Annotated in this window: 20 protein-coding genes; 11 read left to right on the forward strand and 9 right to left on the reverse strand. The window is 58.7% G+C overall.

The features are described from left to right. The first annotated feature begins 58 nt into the window (after positions 1 to 58). The 3 genes from AC1D05_RS33625 to AC1D05_RS33635 all read left to right on the forward strand — a co-directional run bounded on the left by AC1D05_RS33625 (position 59) and on the right by AC1D05_RS33635 (position 6,717). Entirely contained in the window at positions 59 to 2,986 is a 2,928-nt protein-coding gene (locus tag AC1D05_RS33625) for an AAA family ATPase (protein ID WP_477447128.1), read from the forward strand. A 281-nt stretch (positions 2,987 to 3,267) separates the two neighbouring features. Then, positions 3,268 to 3,879, forward strand: a complete 612-nt coding sequence (locus AC1D05_RS33630; protein WP_477447003.1) for a cell envelope biogenesis protein TolA — start codon at positions 3,268 to 3,270, stop codon at positions 3,877 to 3,879. Positions 3,880 to 5,442: 1,563 nt separating this feature from the next. Further along, complete coding sequence (locus AC1D05_RS33635) at positions 5,443 to 6,717, forward strand: FAD-dependent oxidoreductase (protein WP_477447005.1); 1,275 nt, start codon at positions 5,443 to 5,445, stop codon at positions 6,715 to 6,717. A gap of 67 nt (positions 6,718 to 6,784) precedes the next feature. On the opposite strand, the gene AC1D05_RS33640 is transcribed toward AC1D05_RS33635, so the two are convergent. Both AC1D05_RS33640 and AC1D05_RS33645 read right to left on the reverse strand, forming a co-directional pair. Further along, entirely contained in the window at positions 6,785 to 8,029 is a 1,245-nt protein-coding gene (locus AC1D05_RS33640) for a PAN domain-containing protein (protein WP_477447007.1), read from the reverse strand. Positions 8,030 to 8,188: 159 nt separating this feature from the next. Further along, positions 8,189 to 8,359 carry a hypothetical protein gene (locus AC1D05_RS33645; RefSeq protein ID WP_477447009.1) on the reverse strand — a complete coding sequence of 57 codons (171 nt, stop codon included), beginning with the start codon at positions 8,357 to 8,359 and terminating at the stop codon, positions 8,189 to 8,191. Between the two features lie 649 nt (positions 8,360 to 9,008). Between AC1D05_RS33645 and AC1D05_RS33650 the strand changes: the two genes are divergently transcribed. Next, entirely contained in the window at positions 9,009 to 9,695 is a 687-nt protein-coding gene (locus tag AC1D05_RS33650) for an outer membrane protein (protein WP_477447011.1), read from the forward strand. A gap of 144 nt (positions 9,696 to 9,839) precedes the next feature. On the opposite strand, the gene AC1D05_RS33655 is transcribed toward AC1D05_RS33650, so the two are convergent. After that, on the reverse strand, positions 9,840 to 10,298 hold the full coding sequence (locus AC1D05_RS33655; RefSeq protein ID WP_477447013.1) for a hypothetical protein: 459 nt from the start codon (positions 10,296 to 10,298) through the stop codon (positions 9,840 to 9,842). Then, positions 10,299 to 10,508, reverse strand: a complete 210-nt coding sequence (locus AC1D05_RS33660) for a hypothetical protein (RefSeq protein ID WP_477447015.1) — start codon at positions 10,506 to 10,508, stop codon at positions 10,299 to 10,301. It abuts the gene before it with no gap. 123 nt (positions 10,509 to 10,631) lie between these two features. Between AC1D05_RS33660 and AC1D05_RS33665 the strand changes: the two genes are divergently transcribed. After that, positions 10,632 to 11,225, forward strand: a complete 594-nt coding sequence (locus tag AC1D05_RS33665) for a hypothetical protein (protein ID WP_477447017.1) — start codon at positions 10,632 to 10,634, stop codon at positions 11,223 to 11,225. After that, on the forward strand, positions 11,191 to 11,937 hold the full coding sequence (locus AC1D05_RS33670; RefSeq protein WP_477447019.1) for an SOS response-associated peptidase: 747 nt from the start codon (positions 11,191 to 11,193) through the stop codon (positions 11,935 to 11,937). The genes AC1D05_RS33665 and AC1D05_RS33670 overlap by 35 nt, the downstream gene beginning before the upstream one ends. Before the next feature lie 535 nt (positions 11,938 to 12,472). On the opposite strand, the gene AC1D05_RS33675 is transcribed toward AC1D05_RS33670, so the two are convergent. From AC1D05_RS33675 to AC1D05_RS33690, 4 genes are read right to left on the reverse strand one after another with little or no spacing between them, the layout of a single operon-like run. Then, positions 12,473 to 12,694, reverse strand: a complete 222-nt coding sequence (locus tag AC1D05_RS33675) for a DUF768 domain-containing protein (RefSeq protein WP_477447021.1) — start codon at positions 12,692 to 12,694, stop codon at positions 12,473 to 12,475. Between the two features lie 24 nt (positions 12,695 to 12,718). Further along, positions 12,719 to 12,907, reverse strand: coding sequence for a hypothetical protein (locus AC1D05_RS33680; RefSeq protein ID WP_477447023.1), 189 nt, complete (start codon positions 12,905 to 12,907; stop codon positions 12,719 to 12,721). A 57-nt stretch (positions 12,908 to 12,964) separates the two neighbouring features. Next, positions 12,965 to 13,183 carry a hypothetical protein gene (locus tag AC1D05_RS33685; protein ID WP_477447025.1) on the reverse strand — a complete coding sequence of 73 codons (219 nt, stop codon included), beginning with the start codon at positions 13,181 to 13,183 and terminating at the stop codon, positions 12,965 to 12,967. Further along, on the reverse strand, positions 13,149 to 14,033 hold the full coding sequence (locus AC1D05_RS33690; RefSeq protein ID WP_477447027.1) for an ATP-dependent DNA ligase: 885 nt from the start codon (positions 14,031 to 14,033) through the stop codon (positions 13,149 to 13,151). Before AC1D05_RS33690 ends, AC1D05_RS33685 begins: the two co-directional genes overlap by 35 nt. Before the next feature lie 86 nt (positions 14,034 to 14,119). Here AC1D05_RS33690 and AC1D05_RS33695 point away from each other — a divergent pair, with 86 nt between their 5' ends. Together AC1D05_RS33695 and AC1D05_RS33700 are read left to right on the forward strand one after the other, a co-directional pair. Further along, the gene (locus AC1D05_RS33695; RefSeq protein ID WP_477447029.1) at positions 14,120 to 14,305 is read left to right on the forward strand and encodes a hypothetical protein; all 186 of its coding nucleotides are present in this window, start codon (positions 14,120 to 14,122) and stop codon (positions 14,303 to 14,305) included. Between the two features lie 335 nt (positions 14,306 to 14,640). Then, the gene (locus AC1D05_RS33700) at positions 14,641 to 15,468 is read left to right on the forward strand and encodes a thermonuclease family protein (RefSeq protein WP_477447031.1); all 828 of its coding nucleotides are present in this window, start codon (positions 14,641 to 14,643) and stop codon (positions 15,466 to 15,468) included. Positions 15,469 to 15,920: 452 nt separating this feature from the next. Here the strand turns inward: AC1D05_RS33700 and AC1D05_RS33705 are convergent, their stop codons facing one another. Further along, positions 15,921 to 16,115, reverse strand: a complete 195-nt coding sequence (locus AC1D05_RS33705; protein ID WP_477447033.1) for a hypothetical protein — start codon at positions 16,113 to 16,115, stop codon at positions 15,921 to 15,923. Between the two features lie 774 nt (positions 16,116 to 16,889). Here AC1D05_RS33705 and AC1D05_RS33710 point away from each other — a divergent pair. The 3 genes from AC1D05_RS33710 (at position 16,890) to AC1D05_RS33720 (ending at position 19,336) form a co-directional block, all read left to right on the forward strand. Further along, the gene (locus AC1D05_RS33710) at positions 16,890 to 17,126 is read left to right on the forward strand and encodes a hypothetical protein (RefSeq protein ID WP_477447035.1); all 237 of its coding nucleotides are present in this window, start codon (positions 16,890 to 16,892) and stop codon (positions 17,124 to 17,126) included. A 220-nt stretch (positions 17,127 to 17,346) separates the two neighbouring features. Beyond that, entirely contained in the window at positions 17,347 to 17,517 is a 171-nt protein-coding gene (locus AC1D05_RS33715) for a hypothetical protein (protein ID WP_477447037.1), read from the forward strand. A gap of 1,000 nt (positions 17,518 to 18,517) precedes the next feature. Then, complete coding sequence (locus tag AC1D05_RS33720) at positions 18,518 to 19,336, forward strand: DUF3800 domain-containing protein (protein ID WP_477447039.1); 819 nt, start codon at positions 18,518 to 18,520, stop codon at positions 19,334 to 19,336. Positions 19,337 to 19,610 lie beyond the last annotated feature (274 nt).

Raw genomic sequence — 19,610 nt, forward strand, 5'->3', positions numbered from 1 at the left:
CTGTGTCGCCTGTGTCGCCGATACGGTCGCCCACTTCGGCGGCTTTGTCGCCAAGTATATGGGCGACGGAGTTTTGGTGTATTTCGGCTACCCGCAGGCGCACGAGAACGCCGCCGAGCAGGCGGTGCGCGCTGGCCTTGCTCTCGTCAATGCCGTTAGGCGACTTCCAGAGCCCGAGCCATTGCGGGTTCGTATAGGTATCGGCACCGGACAGGTCGTCGTTGGCGATCTGATCACCGCCGGCGAAGGGCAAGAGCGCGGCGTCGTGGGAGAGACGCCGAACCTCGCCGCCCGCCTGCAAGCTCTTGCCGAGCCCGATTCGGTCGTGATCGGGCCGCAAACGCGGCAGCTGGTCGGCGATCTTTTCGAATATCGCGATCTTGGCGCCGTCGAGGTGAAAGGCTTTCCGGAGCCGATCCATCCCTATCAAGTGTTTCGTGAGAGCGCTGTCGAAAGCAGGTTCGAGGCGCTGCATGGGACGACGCCCACGCCGCTGGTCGGGCGTGAGGAGGAGGTCGACCTGCTCCAGCGCCACTGGCATCGCGCGAAAAGTGGTGAAGGTCGTGTGGTGCTGCTCTCAGGCGAGCCCGGCATCGGAAAGTCGCGCCTCACCGTCACCTTGCAGGAGCGGATCCAGAATGAGCCACACACCCGCTTGCGCTATTTCTGTTCGCCGCACTATCAAGACAGCGCGCTCCACCCGACCATTGCGCAGCTAGAACGTGCCGCCGGGTTGGAGCGCGACGACCCACCTGAGAGGAAGCTGGATAAGCTTGCGGCCCTGCTTGGCCCGGCCTCGCCGGAGGACATGGCGCTGCTGGCCGAGCTGCTGTCGTTGCCGACCGAAGGTCGCTTCCCGCCTCTCCAACTGACGCCCCAGCGTAAGAAAGAGAAGACATTCAATGCGTTGCTCCGGCAGCTCGAAGACCTGGCGCGACAAGGTCCGGTGGTGATGCTCTTCGAGGATGTGCACTGGATCGACCCCAGCTCGCGCGAGCTGCTCGACCTAGTCATCGAGCGGGTGCCGCGCCTGCCAGTTCTGCTTCTCCTCACGTTCCGCCCCGAGTTTCAACCGCCGTGGACCGGGCAGGCGCACGTCACGGTTCTTGTCCTCAATCGGCTTGACCGTCGTGAAGGCGCCGCGCTGGTCCAGCGGGTCGTCGGCACCGGAGAGCTGCCGAGCGACGTTGTCGCGGAGATTATCGAACGCACGGATGGGGTGCCACTGTTCGTCGAGGAGCTGACCAAGGCGGTGTTGGAGGGCGGCAACGCCAGGACAGTGCTCTCAAGAGTTGCTGCGACGGCGTTGAACGTGCCCGCCACGCTGCATGCCTCGTTGATGGCGCGGCTTGATCGCCTCGGCTCAACCGTTAAGGAGGTCGCACAGGTCGGCGCGGTTCTCGGTCGGGAGTTCTCCTACGAATTGCTGGCAGCGGTCGCACAGCGAAATGCCGCTGATCTAAATGGCGCACTGGATCAACTCGGAGGCGCCGGTCTGGTGTTCTGCCGCGGGACGCGGCCACTGGCCACTTACCTCTTCAAGCATGCGCTCGTTCAGGATGCAGCGTATGGCACGCTGCTGCGCGCTAAGCGCCAGGAGCTACATAAGCGTGCCGCAGATGTGTTGGAGGAAACGTGGACCGAAATCACTGAAGCGCAACCTGAGCTCCTCGCCCAACACCTTCAAAAGGCCGGAGATTTGGCGGGCGCGGTCGATCACTGGCAAAAGGCGGGAGGGGCCGCCCTGGCCAGAGCTGCCACCCGGGAAGCCGTGTCGCACTTTTCCAGTGCTATTGACTGCAGCAGGAGACTTGGCGACGTCTCCGGCGGCGCCGAACGGATGACACGTCTTCACCTTGCGATGGCCAATGCCTTGATGCAGGCCGAAGGGTATCGCTCTGAGCGCCTTGGGAAGACGCTTGAAGATGCACGTCTTGCTGCCGCGAACACTGCATCGGTCGAATTGCAATGTGACGTTGCGCTTTCATCCGCTCCATTTTTTTTAGCCACTGGGCGCAATCACGATTACCTGACCCTAGCCGAAAAGCAGCTCGCAGACGGTGCCGATCTCCTTCCACCGGCCTATCTGGGCGGTCTTTGGGCAACCAAGGGGATGGCTCATTATAGCCGGGGAGAACAACCACAGGCAGCTGAAGCTTTGCGGAAAGGCTTAGATTTGATCGATCATGTTGACCCAAATAGGGGTATCTTGTTCGATCAACTCCGTGTCGCTGCCGAGGAATATTTTAGTGAATCGCTGATTATATTGGGTTTCCTTGATGATGCCGTCGAAGAGAAAGAGCGCCTAATTCGAAATTTTGACCAGGTCGATAAGCCCTTCGAATTCGCGTGGCGTCTTCTCGGGCATTGCGAATTGTGCGCGCTACTCGGTCAATACGAGGAACTCCTTGAGAACGCTACGAAGATCGTCGAGATTTGCGATCGGCATGGCTACACGGCGCGTCGAAGCAGCGGCATTAGGTGGCGTGGCCATGCCCGCTCGCATTTAGGCGAACTGGATGCCGGCATCGATGACGTCCGGGAGAGTTTGGTTCTTTGGCGTGGGCACGGCGTCGTATTTCATACCCCTGAGAAAGCATGCGAGCTTTGTGATCTTCTCCTGCGGGCCGGTCGCACCGAAGACGCATCGCAAGTGCTTGATAATGTCGATACCCTCGTTTTCGATACGGACGAGGCGAGCCACCTAGCAGAATGTATTCGCATTCGTGGCCAAATCGCCGCTGGCCGAGGTGACCTGACGAGTGCCGCGCACCTATTCGAAACAGCAATTGCCACTGCCCGTCGGCAGCAAGCGAGACTCTTCGAGCTTCGCGCCTCGACGCAACTAGCACCAGTTCTGGCACGTCAAGGTCGTGTCCATGAGGCCGCGACGCGTCTGCAAGCGGTGGTCCACACATTTAAGACTAGGTATCCAATCGTCGACCTCATCGCGGCACAAAGGGCGCTGGACGCCCTGGGCCAATGACTTTCGCAGCCCTGCGTTGGGGCTCCGATGACGTAGTAGCGTGGATTCGATGAAAACTGTGGCGCCCGCCCGATCTCGTCGGGGTCTGCGATATTTGCCACGTCGACGATGCGTGAGGGAACGGACTGCAGCGTGTGCCGGTTGAGTGGTCAGCGCGGGACCCGAAGCCCACGCCATCGGTTGCTCTGCACCGGTGGCAGTGTTTCACTGTTTCCCTCACGGGCGCAAAGGTCCAGCGACAACTCAAATCCACCAGACGGGCATGTGAGGGTCTCTATCGGATGGCGAAGAAACTCAAAGTTTATCAAACCTCCATCGGCTTCTTTGACCTTGCCGTCGCCGCACCGTCGATGAAGGCTGCCGCGGAGGCATGGGGGTCGGACCCCGACATCTTCAAACGCGGGTTCGCGAAAGAGACTGAAGACCCCAAAGTGGTGAAAGCAACGATAGCCGCGCCAGGTGTCGTGTTGCGGAGGCCGGTCGGGTCGCATGAGGAATTCACTGAAAAGGCTGTGCTTCCGAAAGCACCCGAGGAGACTCGGCGGGCCCCGCAGGATCGTGCGGAAAGCGCGGACGGCAGCAAGCAGGCCGACACGAAATCCGACGATAAAGCAAAACGGAACGCGGCGGCCGCTGTCGAAAGGGAAAGAAAACGTGAGGCCCTCGACCGCGCAAAAGCGGAGGCCGAGCGCGAGCGTGCGAAGAAGCAACGCGAGCGGATGATCGCCAAGGCCAATGCCGCTTTGGAACGGGCTCGTAGCCGGCATGAGGATGCCATGAATTCCATCAGACAGCGACGAGAGGAGCTGGACAAGGACGAAGCCCGCGAGGAAGAAAGATGGCAGCGTGAGCAGCAGGCGCACGACGACGCGTTGAAGGAGGCAAAGGCGTAGGCTGCGAGGAAAGGTGTCGCCCATCGACCGGTCGGATCGCGTCGGACGGTCCGGAATAGGCGCAATAGGACCGGCGGTCATTGTCCACCTCTAGAGCTGTTGTCGGATCAAGGAACGCGCCAATCGCCGGCGTCAAGACCGCTGCCGAAACCAACGAAGCCCAATGAACAAGTGTGAGACGATCCGCAGGGTCGAAAATCGGATGGCTGCCGCCAGTGGCTCGGATGCGTGGATCGTTGCCCTTCGTATCGTCGATGGGGACGAGCAAGTAGTGTCAATAGCGGATGCAATGAAGCGAGATATAGACCGGACTCGCTCCACAAAGGCTGCGAGACCTGCAAAATAGAGACTGATATCGTGCTGGTTGAACGCGAATTTTATATCGCCCTCAAGCAAGAATGCGGACCGCGAGCATGGAGTGCGTGTTCGGTCAGTCCCGCTAATCCAGCGAAGGTCGACGAAGTAGGCGCACGCCAGGGAGTGCATCGCCAAGGCAATCGGGCGGCGGTTCTGGATGCCGTGGTAGGAAGCTGACAAACCTCAACTCGATTTCGGGGAACCAATCAGCTTTATTTGCGAAACCGGATGAACCCCACAGATGGAAGTCCTAGGTTTTCCATAGTGAGATCTAGGGGATGCCTTTTGTCGCCGGAGCAAAAATATCATCAATGCACCGCTTTGTGTGGGGTGCGGGCTGGACGTCTGAAAGGGAACAGGTTTGATCAACGCCCAAGTTGACAAACGTCAACTTATCCTCGCGATCGCCCACGATCCGGAACCAATTCTGTCAACCAGGAAGCATGCGTTCTCTTAAGCGGTAAGAGAGCGCTTTACGCTAAGTTTACATCAAGTTGACAGAAACAGCCGAAATCCACTTTTTGGGAAGCCGTCAACTTCGGCTGGAATCCGGGAGCTGCGCCGTGCTGAGGAGGCTACCGCAGTGGAGGCTGGCGGCTGGGCGCATCGGGCATACAAGCCCCGATACCCCAAGGAACCTATTTCGTGTCATTCCGAATTCGGAACCCGCTGATCCGCTAAGGCTCTGACAGGTCACACATAAATAGATGCATTTACAGGGCCGAATGCAGGTGCTCGGGAGACATGCGAGACCTGGGCGAACCGACTTCACCCCCTGTTTCCCCGGTAGAGAGTCCCGGGATGCTGCGATCTCAGCGCGATGGCTTTCTCAGTCGATGTCGTTCTCTATGATCGTTCATGCACCGCGCGTCGTCTTTGAGGATCTGAAGAAGTCCAGGAACTAACCGATGCCATGGAGGTCAGCGAGGTGTCGAAAGACTGCATCGGTCGCAGGGCGCCGAATTCGCTCGCCACGCTTGCAGGGGCGGCCGCCAGAGAGTGCGGTCGGGCGCCGTGTCACATTTGCAGCAGTTCGGTGGTCGAGCTCGCCAGTGAGCTCGCCTGGAACGCTCATCCCTGTAAATAGCCAGTTGAAGAAATCACTATCTAGAGACACTGGCGGGGCGATGCTCGTCGCCGTTTGACTCAAAGGTGGCGCAAGTTCAGTATATTAGCTAGATAGAATATTTCCCGTGGGCGTGGGCCATGGCGGACAGGAAAAACGGCGAAACCTCGTTGTCCGGCCGCGGTGGGGCTGACTACGACCTGATCATCGTTGGCGGTGGTCTTGCAGGTTCTTCGCTGGCCATCGCCCTTGCAGGTCGCGGGGCGAGGATACTCATTGTCGAACAGCAGGACCGGTTCAGGGATCGCATCCGTGGCGAAGTTCTCATGCCATGGGGAAGTCTTGAGGCGCAGCGGCTGGGCATCTATGATTTGCTTGTCAAAAGCTGCGCCATCGAGGCGGGCTATTATACCAGGTTCAGGACTGGCTCACCGCCCGCAGTGCGAGATCTGCTCGCCACAACGCCAAGTAACACCTGCTGCGTGACATTCCCCCATCCCGAGATGCAAACGGTTCTCTTGAATCACGCGGAGACCCTGGGAAGCGAGGTCAGGCGCGGAAGCGCTGCCACTGCGGTGACATTTGGAAATATGCCACGCGTTCATATCGGGAGCGATACCAAAGGTGTCTCAGCCCGCTTGGTTGTCCTGGCAGACGGTCGGGATTCACGGCTGCGTTCGCTCCTTGGCTTCGAGGTCAAGCACGACCCGGAGCAACTCATTACGGCCGGTATGATACTGGAGGGCGACGTCGATTGCTCGGAGCTACTCGAAGGCAATGCTCAGCAACCGGCAAATACGATCAACCTCTTCTATGATCCCAGGGCGGCACGGATGGTCATCGCCATGCGGATTGCGCCCGAGCGTAACCGTATCTACCTGATCTACCACAAGGACGTCCTGCCGAAGCGCCTATCCGGTCCCCATTCTGTGGCCGAAATGGTGCGCCAGCTTCAAGCGGTAGGCGCGCCAGGTCACTGGTTCGACCGGGGACGGCAGGCAGGTCCTTTCGCCAGCTTCGATGGATCGCACCGGTGGGTCGACAGGCCCTATCGTGATGGTGTTGTGTTGATCGGCGATGCGGCCGCTGCCACCGATCCCGCTTGGGGTAGGGGGCTATCGAGGACATTACGCGACGTCCGGCTACTCAGGGACCGATTGCTGGAGAACTTCGACTGGCGATCGGCAGCGGAGGCCTTTGCACACGATCATGATGATTTCTACGGTCGGATGCGACGGCTGGAAGCGATGGAAACTACCCTGCTGTTCGAACGCGGAGAGGCGGCCGACCAGCGACGCGAGCATGCATTTGCACTTTTTGCTGCTGATCCAACACGCGTTCCCGATGTAATAGGCCTTGGGCCCGAGGCGCCGTCGGATGAGCGGGCGCGTGCCCGTTATTTCGGAGAAGTTTGAGGTCTAGAACGACCGACTCAAAAGACAAGAAAAATTGACCGCCCGTTGGGCGACGCTCGCGTCGACTTCATTCGAGGCTGATGATCGACGCAGGCGCAAAGGTCGACATCTTCTTGAGGCCGCTGATCATGCCGTCTGCATATCGCGGCGCGCCAACTGCGCCTTTCAGCCAGCATTGGCTCTTGCGCTTCATGTAGGTGAATCCGATGCAACGATCGTTTGCAACACAGGCCAATCTGCACTGCGACGCGCTCACGCTCCTCCCGAAGGGTCTCCGTGACAGATCTCCCCCAGGCAAGTCGACGTTCTCGAACAGGGCCGTCTTAGGGTCGATCACTCCCATCGAGAATGTATTAGGATCTGGGTCGGCGCTGCTGAGAAATTTCCCAGAGATTGCGGCCGAGTTGCCGTCGGCTCTACCTTGGCTGGCCTTCAGAAAGCAGTTTGGACCTGCCGTGACACGCGGGTCGACATTGAATGTGAATGCCTTGCACTGGCCACCCATGGACAGACATGCTCTCGCGCAATTGGCAGCATCGGCCGTTCGCTGAGAGCTGATGTCATCGCCGTAAAGGTCCAGGCCGGCGAAGACCGCCATTCGTGTCGGCCGGCGGGTGTATTCCTCGATCGAAGACAGTTTGGACAGCGATGGGCCGTCAACTGCACTCGTCTGATTTCCTGTGGGCACCGATGAGGGGGCCGTCACCACCGAAGGCTGGTCCGAAGCTGTTGCTACACGGGTTCCTTCGTTCGGGCCCGTGGATTTCGGACTGTCTCGCCTCCGATCAAGCCCAAAACGTGCGACTTCGTCAGGAGTGAAGACATGCATATCCTTCGGAGGTGTCTTGAACATCGCCGTGAGGACCTCGACCGGCGTTTCGAAACGATTGAGACGGTCAATGATGTCCGCGATGGAAAGCTGAGCGCTGACAAGATCCGTAGAGTCAGATGAGATCTGATGGACGCCAAGCTCGCCTTCGACCTGGCGTTCGACGCCGGCCAGGAAAACATATGCACAGGCGGAATAGCAGCCCGCTCCTTTTGGGATGTAAGTGGCAAGCTTCCTCTCGTGCACATCGTCAGCGATCAGAAGGGCGATCTGCACGACACCGCCAGGGCTGTTCAGAATGACCAGCTTGGCATTGGGGGCAGCTTCTGCTGCGCGCCGGAAATTCAGCGCAGCGCCGACATCGATCTCGCCGTTGAGAGAAATAATGTCCGAATGGGCGTCATCGACCGAAAATGGGCCAAACGACTGCACTGCCGCTTGAGCGGAGCACAACTGAACCGCCAACAACAAAACGACCGGCATAAACCGGCTCATGCAGTATGAAAACGATCGCACCACTTTCGCCCCCCAACGGCGAATTTTCGATATGAAGACACCGGGTAGACCCAAGTAGCAAGGGCCAATTGAAGATCTCTTGATTGGCGGTTAACAGGGGTCGTAAGAACGCTAATTGCGCTGACTTCAGCTCTTCACCTTCGGCGTGATCTCCTCGACCCGAACCTTATCGCCGATCTCCTTGGCCATCGCCAGCGCCGCCTGCTTGTCCTTCGTAGTCAGCACCGTGCGCCAGTGCGGTTTCTCGAACAGGCTCACGATGTAGGTGGTTCTTGCGGACTCAGGTCCGGCTGGCATACTTCACCTTGCCCGACTGGTTGCATTGAGGACACAAAGGACGGAGATAGGCCAACTTGTCGCCCGGAATATTCCCGGAACTGGTGATCGTCAGGCTACCGCCGTTGAAACCCTCCAAGCTGTAGGATTCCCAAGTGCCGCTGACAGGCTGATCGTCTTCTCGTAGTTTCAGATACCCGGTGCGACCGCATTCGCAAACGAGCTTTTCCCGCAATACAGTTGAGAGCACTTAAGGACTGACCTTTCCCATGCGGCAAACAAGCCCGATGCTACATGGGCATTTTACGCCTGCCGCCATTCATTGTGATGATTGCGGAACAACGCTTGCGGACCAAAGGGGCGTCCCGATCGGAGGGGCCGCATGCCCGGCGCGGTGGGGCATGCTTCGGGGGTTTTGGGCCGCGCCGGCCATCGCGGGTTGGGGTAATGGAGGGTCCCCGCACTGATTAAATTATAGGCATATTAGCAATCATGCAATTAAGCCTATCGGGCTACCCGGCGGCGGGAGGACGCACCGGTCCGCGGTGCGCCGGCGTCAGGCTGAAGTCATAGATATTTCCGGGGTGTTACAAGAACAGCACAGATTATATGAGCAATTGCTGATCTTATCTGGACTCAAGCTATCGCCTGGCTTGGGGATTTTTTCAAAATGCGCATCCTGTCCATCCTGCTCGCAGGGCTTTTGTCACTCGTTGCCGGCGCAGCGCTTGCCGCCGACGCGATATCGATGGACGTTGCACCGACTAATTTCAACTGGTCCGGTGCCTATGTCGGCGGTGTTGCCGGCTATGGCTGGAACCGTAACACCTATACTTACGCTCCCTTCGCCTCGTCCGTTGACTTCGATGCAAACGGTTTTGTCGGCGGCCTGACCGCTGGTTATAATTGGCAGCGTGGTCAAGTAGTGTTCGGCGTTGAGGGTGACGTTTCCTACGCCAACATTCGCGGCAGCGACCGCGAAGTTCCACTTGTCGCACCATGCGCTTTTCAAGGTTGCTCGGCCAATGTCAATTGGTTTGGCACAGGTCGTGCCCGTGTCGGCTACGCCTTCGAGAATTTCCTTCCCTACGCCACGGGCGGCTTTGCCGTCGGCCACGTCAAAGGATCAGCCGATCTCGGGGCGTGCTTTCCCGCTCCAACCTGCGGCTATAGTGATACCAGGTGGGGCTGGGCCGCTGGCGCCGGCATCGAATGGGCCATGAACCAGAAGCTTTCCTTCAAGGCCGAGTATCTGCATGTCGACCTGGGCAAGCCCAGCTTCGATCCATTCGATATTCCCTCTACCGATCGCATCGATTTCGATACGGTTCGGGTGGGCATAAACTACCACTTCTAGTCACGATGAACGCTTCGGCGTGATCTCTTCGATCCGCACCTTGTCGCCGATCTCCTTGGCCATCGCCAGCGATTTGGTGGCAACTTGTCACCGGCTGGGGGCGGTGAAGCGGGTCGGAGTCGGCGATCTGCCGGCCTTTCTAAGCTATCCCCGCGGCAGCTTGTGGATCTCCAGTCGAACCGGGCCTCCTCTGTCGCAACTCGTGCAGAATAGCGCTCTTTCGACGGTGCTGAGCAGCGCACCCTTGCCGTATCGTCTGATTAGGCCGGCAGGCTTCACCTCCGCATGGTGCGAGCACTTGCACCAGGCCCGCAGTGTGTGCCATTCGCGAAGGTCGCCAAGGGCCACGTCCAGGGCGGCATGGACGCTGCCATTGATGATTGTTTGAGGCGGGATCTTCACCTCGCCTGGCGTGACGAGCTTTTCCATGATGTGCCGGCTGTTGTAGTGGATTAGCAGCATGCCCGGCCGACGGCGTATCGCCGCCTGCCATGCCGCCTGGCTGACCATCGCATCCGGTGATCGACAGATCGTTTCGAGGTGCGTCTTCTCCTCGCTATCCCAAACCTCGATCCGAAAATTGTCCTCGGCCGTGTCCACCATCTAGGGACGCGCCTTGTGCCAGCCGCGAGAAAAGCCGTTCGAGACCGCCGCGCGCGACAGGGCCAGGTCGCGCTCCAGCCGAGCGCACCTGGCAAGAGCATTGAGCAAGGCAACCACAGGATCGCCGTCGGCAGCAGCAAGGGCCTGCTGGGCAGCCAATTCTAGTTCCGACATAGCTTCGCCGGCCGGCGCGTTTCGGCGCTCTCCCATAGCCCTTTTCCTGCTCAGATGGCATTCAGGAATAAGGAACATATTCCTGTTTCGTCAAGAGGTCTTGACTCTTGTGTTCTCTTTTTGTTCACTAATGGCCTGACAGCCACAGGGAGGTCGGTCATGGATATGTTGATGAATGCCAGGGGCGCTACTCCGGAGGAAAAGCAGCGCGGGCTGGATGCCGCTCAGGCCGTTCTGGACCGAGCTGGAATTACAGCAGATGAGGCTGCGGACGGGGCACACGCGGTCGAAGACTGGGACGACATGGGTTCGCCAGATCAGGAGCCGCCGGAAGAGGTGTGCGCCGCCGCCGATGTTTGGTGGGAGGCAAGCAAGGCCGCGATGGAGGCATGCTGCGCAGGTTGGCCGGATGAAAAGAGACTTCATGTTAATGGGCTCGAGCTGGTGCACGACCCGGAGACGCAGTTGGCCGATCGGGTAACGGCGCTGGCACAAATGCGTGCCATCATTGAAGATGAGGATGGTCGAAACGAATACCATGACGACCGCATTTTCCTCTTGGCGCTCGCCGCCACTGCCGAAATGGCAGACGGCAACAAAGCGCGAGATCTCGTCAACGAGGTAACGGTTGCTTACACGCCGCTGGCGCTTGCGGGGGTTACCCCAGACGAGCCTATTGAGCCAAAGCGGCAAGCCGTGCTCGATGCGATCAACGCGCTTGAATCTGCAACTGAGAAGCCGACGTCGCACTGAGGCAACGAAGGGGCAAGACATGTGCGGTCGCTACACCCGATATCTGTCCTGGTCGGAAATTCACCGGCTCTACCGGCTGACAGCGCCCGCAGAAACCGGGCGCAATGATGCCCCTCGCTACAACATCGCGCCCACGGACGAAGTCCCGTTCATTACCGCCGGTGACGATGGCAACCACAGGCTCCGCACCGGCCGCTGGTGGCTGGTGCCATTTTGGGCAAAGGAAATGCCAAAGGGAGCCATGTTCAACGCGCGGATCGAGGGCGTCGACACAACACCCGCCTTCCGCGACGCGTTCAAATCGAAACGCTGCCTCATACCTGCGGATGGCTACTACGAGTGGACGATATCACCGGCTGACGGCAAGAAAGACCCCTGGCACATTTTCCTGCCTGAGCACGCGCCGTTCTCGTTCGCAGGGCTGTGGGCCCACAATTCGAACCTCGACATCACCAGTTGCACCATCATCACTGAACCGTCCGCCGCACCGGTCAATCAGATCCATGATCGCCAGCCGCTCATGCTCGACCCAGCCTATTACGATGCCTGGCTCAATCCCAAGACACCTGCCGGTGGCCTGAAGGACATCCTGCGCCACGACATCGACGGTAGCCTTCAATTCTATCGCGTCGGCCGCGAGGTCAACGCCGCTGCGATCAACAAGCAACCTAACGACTACGCCGGCCTCATCGAACCGATCAAGCTGATATGAGTGACGAACCTACCAGGCTTGCCGAAGGCATGACAGCTGTCCCGCGCGAGCGGGCGAGAATCGAGAACCATGTCTGCGACCATTCTGGATGTGGCATCCGCGCGCCGTTCGGCTTCGCCAGACCAAAGGGACCGTCTCGCTGGTTTTGTCTCGGGCATCGTGGGGACGGGGACCAATATCTTTCAGGAGGAAGGCACCAATGACCCGCTCGACCTTCGCAGAAGAACTTCAGCTTCGACGCGGCGTCGGAAACCGCCGAAGCCTGGCGAGCGTCCTTGCGGGGGAGCAAAAGCTCCGGCGCTCTTGGAGTCCATCTCCAAAATTTACCGCGTTGAACGACTAGGCGCCTGCCCGGATTGTAGCCCCACCTCTCTCGGAATAAGATGCTCAGGGGATGGGGAGATGAAATGTCTGATTTTTGGATGGGAGGAACGGCTGTCGTCGTCTTGGCGTTCGTCGCGATCGTTGCTTTGGATTACGTGAGCAACAGACAGAAGCGTGACACGACCCAGCCGTAAGCCGAAGCTCGCGGCTGCTACTCAGGCAGGCCCGGATCGTAATGCACAATCGCGTCGAGGATCGTGCGATAGAGGCTGTCTACCTCTTCGTCGATCTCAAGGCGTTTGATGCCCAGCGCCTTTGCATCAGCGATCAGCTTGTGCGTTAGTTCGTCAACGGAGATGACATCGGCCTTCGTCGACTCGGGGACGTTGTTGGCCAGCCATCGGTCCAGGAAGTTGATTCCGCGTGTGCTCATGTCGCGATAAGCTCGACCTGTCGCTTAGGTTCCGGCATCCGGGTTGCCGACGGCGGCCTCGTCGACTTCCGCTTCCATGCCGGCCCGAATAGGCCTGACCTGGCCGCCTGCGGACACGTCGTCGAAGCCCTGCAGCCAGGCATCGGCATGTTCCTGCCAGAAATCCGGCACCTCCCGTTCCTTGCCGTCCTTGCGAGCCTGTGCGCCATACATCCAGGCGTAGTTCGCGGCTCCTGGTCCTTCTTAGTGACTGCCACTGTCTTCCTCCCGCTAACGCCCCAAGGGCTGTTTTGAAAGCGAGACAAGTTCAGCCTCGTCTTTGATGCCGGCCATGTAGTTGGCGATGATCCGGGAGGCGATGGCGTCTCGCGCTTCCGAAGACTGATTATCGAGCCTCAAGTGCTCAAAGACCCTGCCGAGCAAAGCCACCTCGGATGGGTCGAAAATACCTGCCTCAGTCGCCTTCTTTCGTATTGGCATGTTCGTCATCCCGGAAATCCTGCAGCGAAGCGTGCCGCAGATCCTCCTCGCCGCGTAGATGCTTCACGCGGCCGATCAGCCCCGGTTTGACCCATTGCGTGGCCGGCCGCTTCATCCCCTTCGGCGCCGTGCTTGCGCGGTCCTGAACACGTAGCCAGAGCCGTTCACGCGTCTCCCGGTTCAAGGTGATGAAGGCGCTACCAACATAGCGCCCCGTGCCGCGCTCCGCCATCAGCGCGAAAGCCGGCTTGCCAGCCTCGCGCTCGACACCTAGCAGATCAAATTCCTCGACCGAATAGCACTTCGCCTTCAGCCAGTTCGTCGACGGGCCGCTACGATATTTGCTGTCGCGCCGCTTCGACACCATGCCTTCAAGACCGGCCTGGTCGACAAGGTGGAAGATCGCCTTGGCTTCGCCCGGCAGAGGCTCGCTGAACTGTATGCGTCCGCCCGGCTCGATCATGCTGGCCAGGATCTCGCGCCGCTCCTCCAGCGCCATGTCGCGCAGGTCGTGGCCATTGAGATGGAGCAGATCGAAGGCAACGAAATAAAGGTCGTGTTGCCGGCGGGGGATGGCCTTACGCAACTCGCCAAAGTCGGACAGGCCGGCGTCGTTCAGCACGATGATTTCGCCGTCGACGATGGCGCTTTCGGCGCCGAGGCTTGCTGCCTCTTTCACAAGGTCGCGATATTTCGCCGTCCAGTCGTGACCGCTGCGCGTGTAGATGCGCGTGCCGTCTTCGTCGATGATCATTTGCGATCGATAGCCGTCGAATTTCACCTCGTGAATCCAGTCGTCGCCCGCGGGCGGCGTCTCGACCAGGGTCGGCATCAACGGGGCGATGAACTTCAAGCGCATGCACAGACTCGCAAAACCGCGATTCAAATTAGCATGCGCTAAAATGGTTCCGGGAACATTTTAGACGAATTGAATGTTTGATAGCCATGACGAAGCTATCCGACATTGGGCCACCAATACGCGGCAAGCGCCACGACGGCGACGCCGCCGACGAGGAGGACAATTTCTATTCCTGCGCTACATGCGGGCAATTAGTCGATATGCGTGACCTGCGCCAGGTCATCTGGCACGAACGGCCAAAGCACAAGCCGCTCCTCGTGCTGATAGATTAGGCGGCGACATCATAGGGAAAGGTCGCGGATCGGGAGGGACGATGTCTCTGCGCAAGGACGACTATCGAACGAACAGAGCCGACTACGTGATCGCTGCGACGCATGGCCGAGCGACCGCTGATGATGACGGCCGCGATGAGTTACTGGCGAGGAAAAGGAAGGCCCTGTGGCTAAGAGATCGGCGATTCGCCAAAGTGACCGCTAACCCGTCCGACAGCTTGCCGGGACCGAGAGCCAGACGGCGCGGTTAACGCGGTTGCGCTGACTTGGCTCTATGCACGCTTTTCTGGACTCTAAGCAGAACAGTCACATCCTTCGCTCGGGGAGCGAGGGGCGTGGACAAATACCGATACGACAACCAGTCTGACCAATGGCGCAACAGGCAAGGCGCGCAGCGGCGACGTGCACGTCTGCTGGCGAGCATTCCGAAGCGGCTTGTCTTCGTGACTGTGGCGGCGATGGCCGCTTTTGTGGCGCAGTTCGTCGTTCAGCACAGTGAAGGCGCCCCCGACCTGAATGTGTCTCATTGGATTGGTCAATCGCCGGCGCTGATCGCCGGCGTTGCGTCGGTCATCGATGGCGACACGATCGATATCCACGGACAGCGGATCCGCTTCAATGGCATCGACGCGCCCGAGAGCAAGCAGTATTGCGACAACGCCAAGGGCTTCGAATATCCGTGCGGTCGTCGCTCGGCCGAGGCGCTGGACAGCTTCCTGGCGACCTCGAGGCCGATCAATTGCACGTTCGTGACGTGGGACCGATATGGCCGCTTCGTCGGCGATTGCAAGCGTGCGGACGGCGCCAGCGTGGCTTCCTGGATGGTCGAGAACGGCCAGGCACTGGATTGGCCGCGCTACAGCCACGGCGCGTATGCAGGGCAGCAGGCCAAGGCCGAGAAGGCCAAGGTTGGGCTGTGGGTCGGCACGTTTCAGGCGCCGTGGGCTTGGCGTGCTGGGCATACAGACAACAAGGCGCGTGTGGTGAGCCAGCCGCTGGGCATCATCAACAGGCAGGTAGCGCAGAGCTATTCGTGCCAGCCGCGAAGGACATGCCCACAAATCAGATCATGCGCGGAAGCAAACTGGTATCTGGCAAACTGCCCGTGGGGCGGCAAGCTTGATCGCGACAGCGGCGGTATCCCGTGCGAGAGCCTATGCTGATGGGGTGGTTTGACGGGAAGTCCCAAGCCTGGAAGTGGCGGCTACCGGTCAGCGCGTTCGTCGGCGCCGGTTCCGGGACATATGTGGCCAGCGAGGGCTTGCCGGCGATGCCGCTGCCTCGGCCGCGATGCTGAAGACAACCGCGATCGGCGGCTAAGTCGGCATCGACCTGTCGGATGCGTCACTGAGGCTGGCCGATCGCGCGCTCGAGGGGCTTCCGTGCCCGGCGGAGCCGCGCCGCGGCGATTTCGCGGAAGCGATGGACTGATCACCGTGAACGGAAGCGCCGCCGGCACACCCGCGCAGAATGATGACCTTGCGAAGAAGATGGGGCGTCAGATGGAGGCTACAATTCGTCGCCGATGAACTGCGCAAGGTGTCAAGGCCCGGCGACCTCGCTAACAATCGAGGCCGCTAGCTCTCTGAAGCGGTGCCGAAAGCAGGCAACTGCATCACATCTGCGATTCAGAAAGTTTTTTCCAGACCTCTTTGATGCCACCCCGCACCGTCACACCGTGAGTATCATCGAACTGAAGGCGACTTGTGCCAGCTTCGTCGAAACCTTCCCTGATCACGCGCACAGCGTCGGCGTTGACCAAGATGGCAGACTCAGAACCAGCGTCGACCAACAAACAGAACTTCACCATTTTTTCGTCTCCATTTCGCAATGGCGCGGATATATGCGGAGGCCAAGATTTTACAAGACGTCGATAAATAAAAATAAATCCTTCATTGTCTAAGGGACGCAAGAAATTCTGCTATAATGTAAATAAGACCAAAAGTCCGCTCGGCTGATACCCGTTAAGGACCATACTGGCACCACCACCAAGGGCGACACCCCGGACACCGGACGGGCGCTATCAGACAGCCAGGTCGAACGGAAAATCCAGCCGCAAGCTCCCCGATGGAAATCATCGGACGCCCGGCTCGGTTAGCGCCGATGCTCTCACCAGCATTAAAGACCTGTCAAAAGACGGTGCTCTGCCAGTCCCTAGATTGTGGAACGACATCACCGACCATGCGGCGATTGAAGGCAAGTCGCGCATGATGCGGGAGCTTCGGCTCCCTACCGCTTTGATCGCAAGATCAGGAATCGGAGTTATGGCGCGGGCAATGGAAGCCTCCGCGCCGGTCTATCAAACCTAAGCTCTTCACCACTTTTGAACGCAGACGTTCGATCGATTCCCCTGTCCTAAGTGTCATTATTTCGTGCTGACTTTTAGGACAGGGGGAAAGTCATATACCGCAGGGATTGGGCGACAAGAGAAGGAAGCCGGGCAGGGAAGAACAAAGTTCCGGTTCGAGGAGACAAAGAGGCCGCGCAAAGCGCGGGCAAGGCCGAAGGCCGCGCAGGGAGGGCCGAAGGCCCGAGTAGACACGTAGCCCCTTGACGGTAACGTTACCGAAGGCCATTCCACCCTATGGCACTTACACCCGCGGAAAAGCAGGCACGTTACCGCGACCGGCAGAAGCTGAATTTGGCGGCTTTGGCTGAAGGTAACGTTACCGACCTCTCATTGACGATCAAATCCGCTTCGATCGAATGGCTCGAAACTACGCGGGCGATGATCGACGCCGAACTTGCCGGCCGTGGTAACGTTACCGGGTCGAAGAAGCGCACCAGGACTGAGGATCACCCGAACTTCGGACGGTTCTAGCCGGTCACGTTACCAAGTCGCCGGCATAGGAAAAATTTCCTCACCTTCTGACGTCCCGGCTCGAACTCTGCTATACTGCAATTATCGGCTTCCGTTCGATATCTCCCAACTCAACCGCTCGGTCTAATCGCCGGGCGGTTTTTTCCCTTTGGGAGGGCAGGTTCGCAGAACTACGCTCGCGTTCATACTTTGCGAGCAAACCAGCCAATGGAGATCCCGCATGGACACCTACATCGATAACGACACATACACCCGGCTCACCCAGGCACTAGCTGCGATCGAACCTTGTGCCTTCAGCGGCAAGCGCGAGCCCGACCAGATGGTCGAGGCCCTGATGGTCGGCGAGATATGGCCGGCGAGCGTGAAGCCTATGCCGTCTGTCAACAAATGATGAACAGTGTGTTCCAAATCGAGAGCAGCGAGACCGCTATAGGGTAAATTCCGACGCTCCTGTCGGCTGACCAAGGAGTTCCAACACAATGACCACACCCCTAGATGCTATTCGCGACCGCGCGCGGACCGAGATCGACGACGCCCGACGCTCAGGAAACAACCCCAACTACGGGGTAACCGAACTGATTGCTGATCGCATGTTACACCAAGTGCGAGACTGCTACCTCGCAATTGATGCCCTCGCGGCGATTGTCGGGGCACCTCGCGACCCGTGGCCGGGACTCACCGACGCAATGGTCAAGGAAATGATCGGGACTAAGCAAGAGCGGATCAACACTGCTAGCAACCTTGGCTTCTATAGCCACCGAGGTGGCGTGACAAACAGACCGTGCGCTACAGACGAGAAGTGGTTCGCGGCGAAAAGCCGAGACTGGTTGGAAGCTGGCCCTGATTTCGAGGGCACACCTAGAGCCGCCAGGGGTCGCTCAAACAGAACAAGCCACGAATCCGCGCGCCCGTCAACACACGACAGGTGGCGTGATGGAGCACCAAGTCCCTCACGCTGGTGACACTGGTGAATGGATAGGTCGTGTTGCTGACTGCTGGTTACACTAGCCACATCGATCGCCGATGACACATGCGAAGGGCGGATCAAGCCGCGCCCTTAAGGCAGATTACCACTCGGCGACGGAAGGGCCTGGACAAGGCCCTCGCTATCAAGTTCGTCCTCGACATCACCAGCCATGATATTCTCCCACAAAGCGGGACAGCTGATTCTGTGTTAGTGGCGAATATCAGGGCAGCGAGTGCGGAGTGCGGCGGTTGACTTACCCCAGAAACAACTACAGCCACCAAGGGGTGGCTGTAGGGAGTGCCGCCCGGTTGCCCGGTTCGGCGATTAGCTATTGCTACGGGCAATATGTGGCATTGGCCACTGCCACTGTCAACCCTCATTAAGAACTAATCAGAGCGATTTTTGTTCCATGAAGATTTGTTATGTGGACGAAGCCGGTTGCACCGGCATGCTGCCAAATGCGCAGTCAAACATTCAACCGGTGCTAATCATCGGCGGAATGATCATTGACTACGGGCGACTTCATTACATGACAGATAGGTTACTAAACCTTAAACAGCAATTTTTTCCCGGATCTGTTCCAATCGGCACACAGCATATGGGTTGGATGCTGAAAGAGATAAAGGGTGCGGATCTTCGGAAAGGCGCATGCGATAGCAACCGCAGAGTTCGGAGGCATAGCCGAGGTTTCATGGACAAAATCTTGGATCTTTGTGAGGCGTGCAATGCAAAGCTGGTAGGGCGCATCTGGGTTAAGGCGATCGCTGAGCCTATAGACGGCACCGCGATTTACACCTTCTCGTTGCAGTCGATCTATACCGATTTCCAAAATTATCTCGCGCAAGAGGGGGACGTCGGTTTCGTCATTGTGGACAGTCGATTAAAGCACCTCAACACCCAGGTCGCTCATTCGATTTTCACCCAGAAATTCAAGGGCACAGGTGACGCTTATGACCGGATCATTGAACTGCCAGCCTTCTCTCACAGCGACAATCATGCCGGTCTGCAGATGATAGACGCAATTTGCTCCGCCATCATGACGCCGATCGCCGTGGACACCTACTGCGCCGGACATCTCACCAACTTACACGTCCGCCCTTCCTACCATGACCTGAAGGCGATGTTCGCTGATCGCTGCCGTAAATTACAGCATCGATACTCAGAAGCTAGCGGGCGTCCGCGAGGGGGGTTTGTCGTAGCCGATGGACTCAATAAAAAGCCGGGTAGCTTGATGTTTCGTTAGTTCGAGCGCTCATTGATGAGCCGCCCGCCCGGGACCGAGACAGGTGACCTAGAATACTCTGCATCAAGAAATTGAAATTCATATAAGTGGTTGATTTTGTTATATAAAGAATCGATGGCCGGGGCGCCAGGATCCTAATCCGGCCCGCGACGCAGCCCCAGATGTGGAGGCCCACTAGCAGGCTGGTGCTGCAGCAATGTCCGGCAACGATAGCCGAGGTAGTGATTTAGGTTGTCCACGTTGTCGCCCGCCACAATGTTACAAGATACCCGAT

It is taken from the genome of Mesorhizobium sp. P2_E9 (assembly GCF_056403815.1).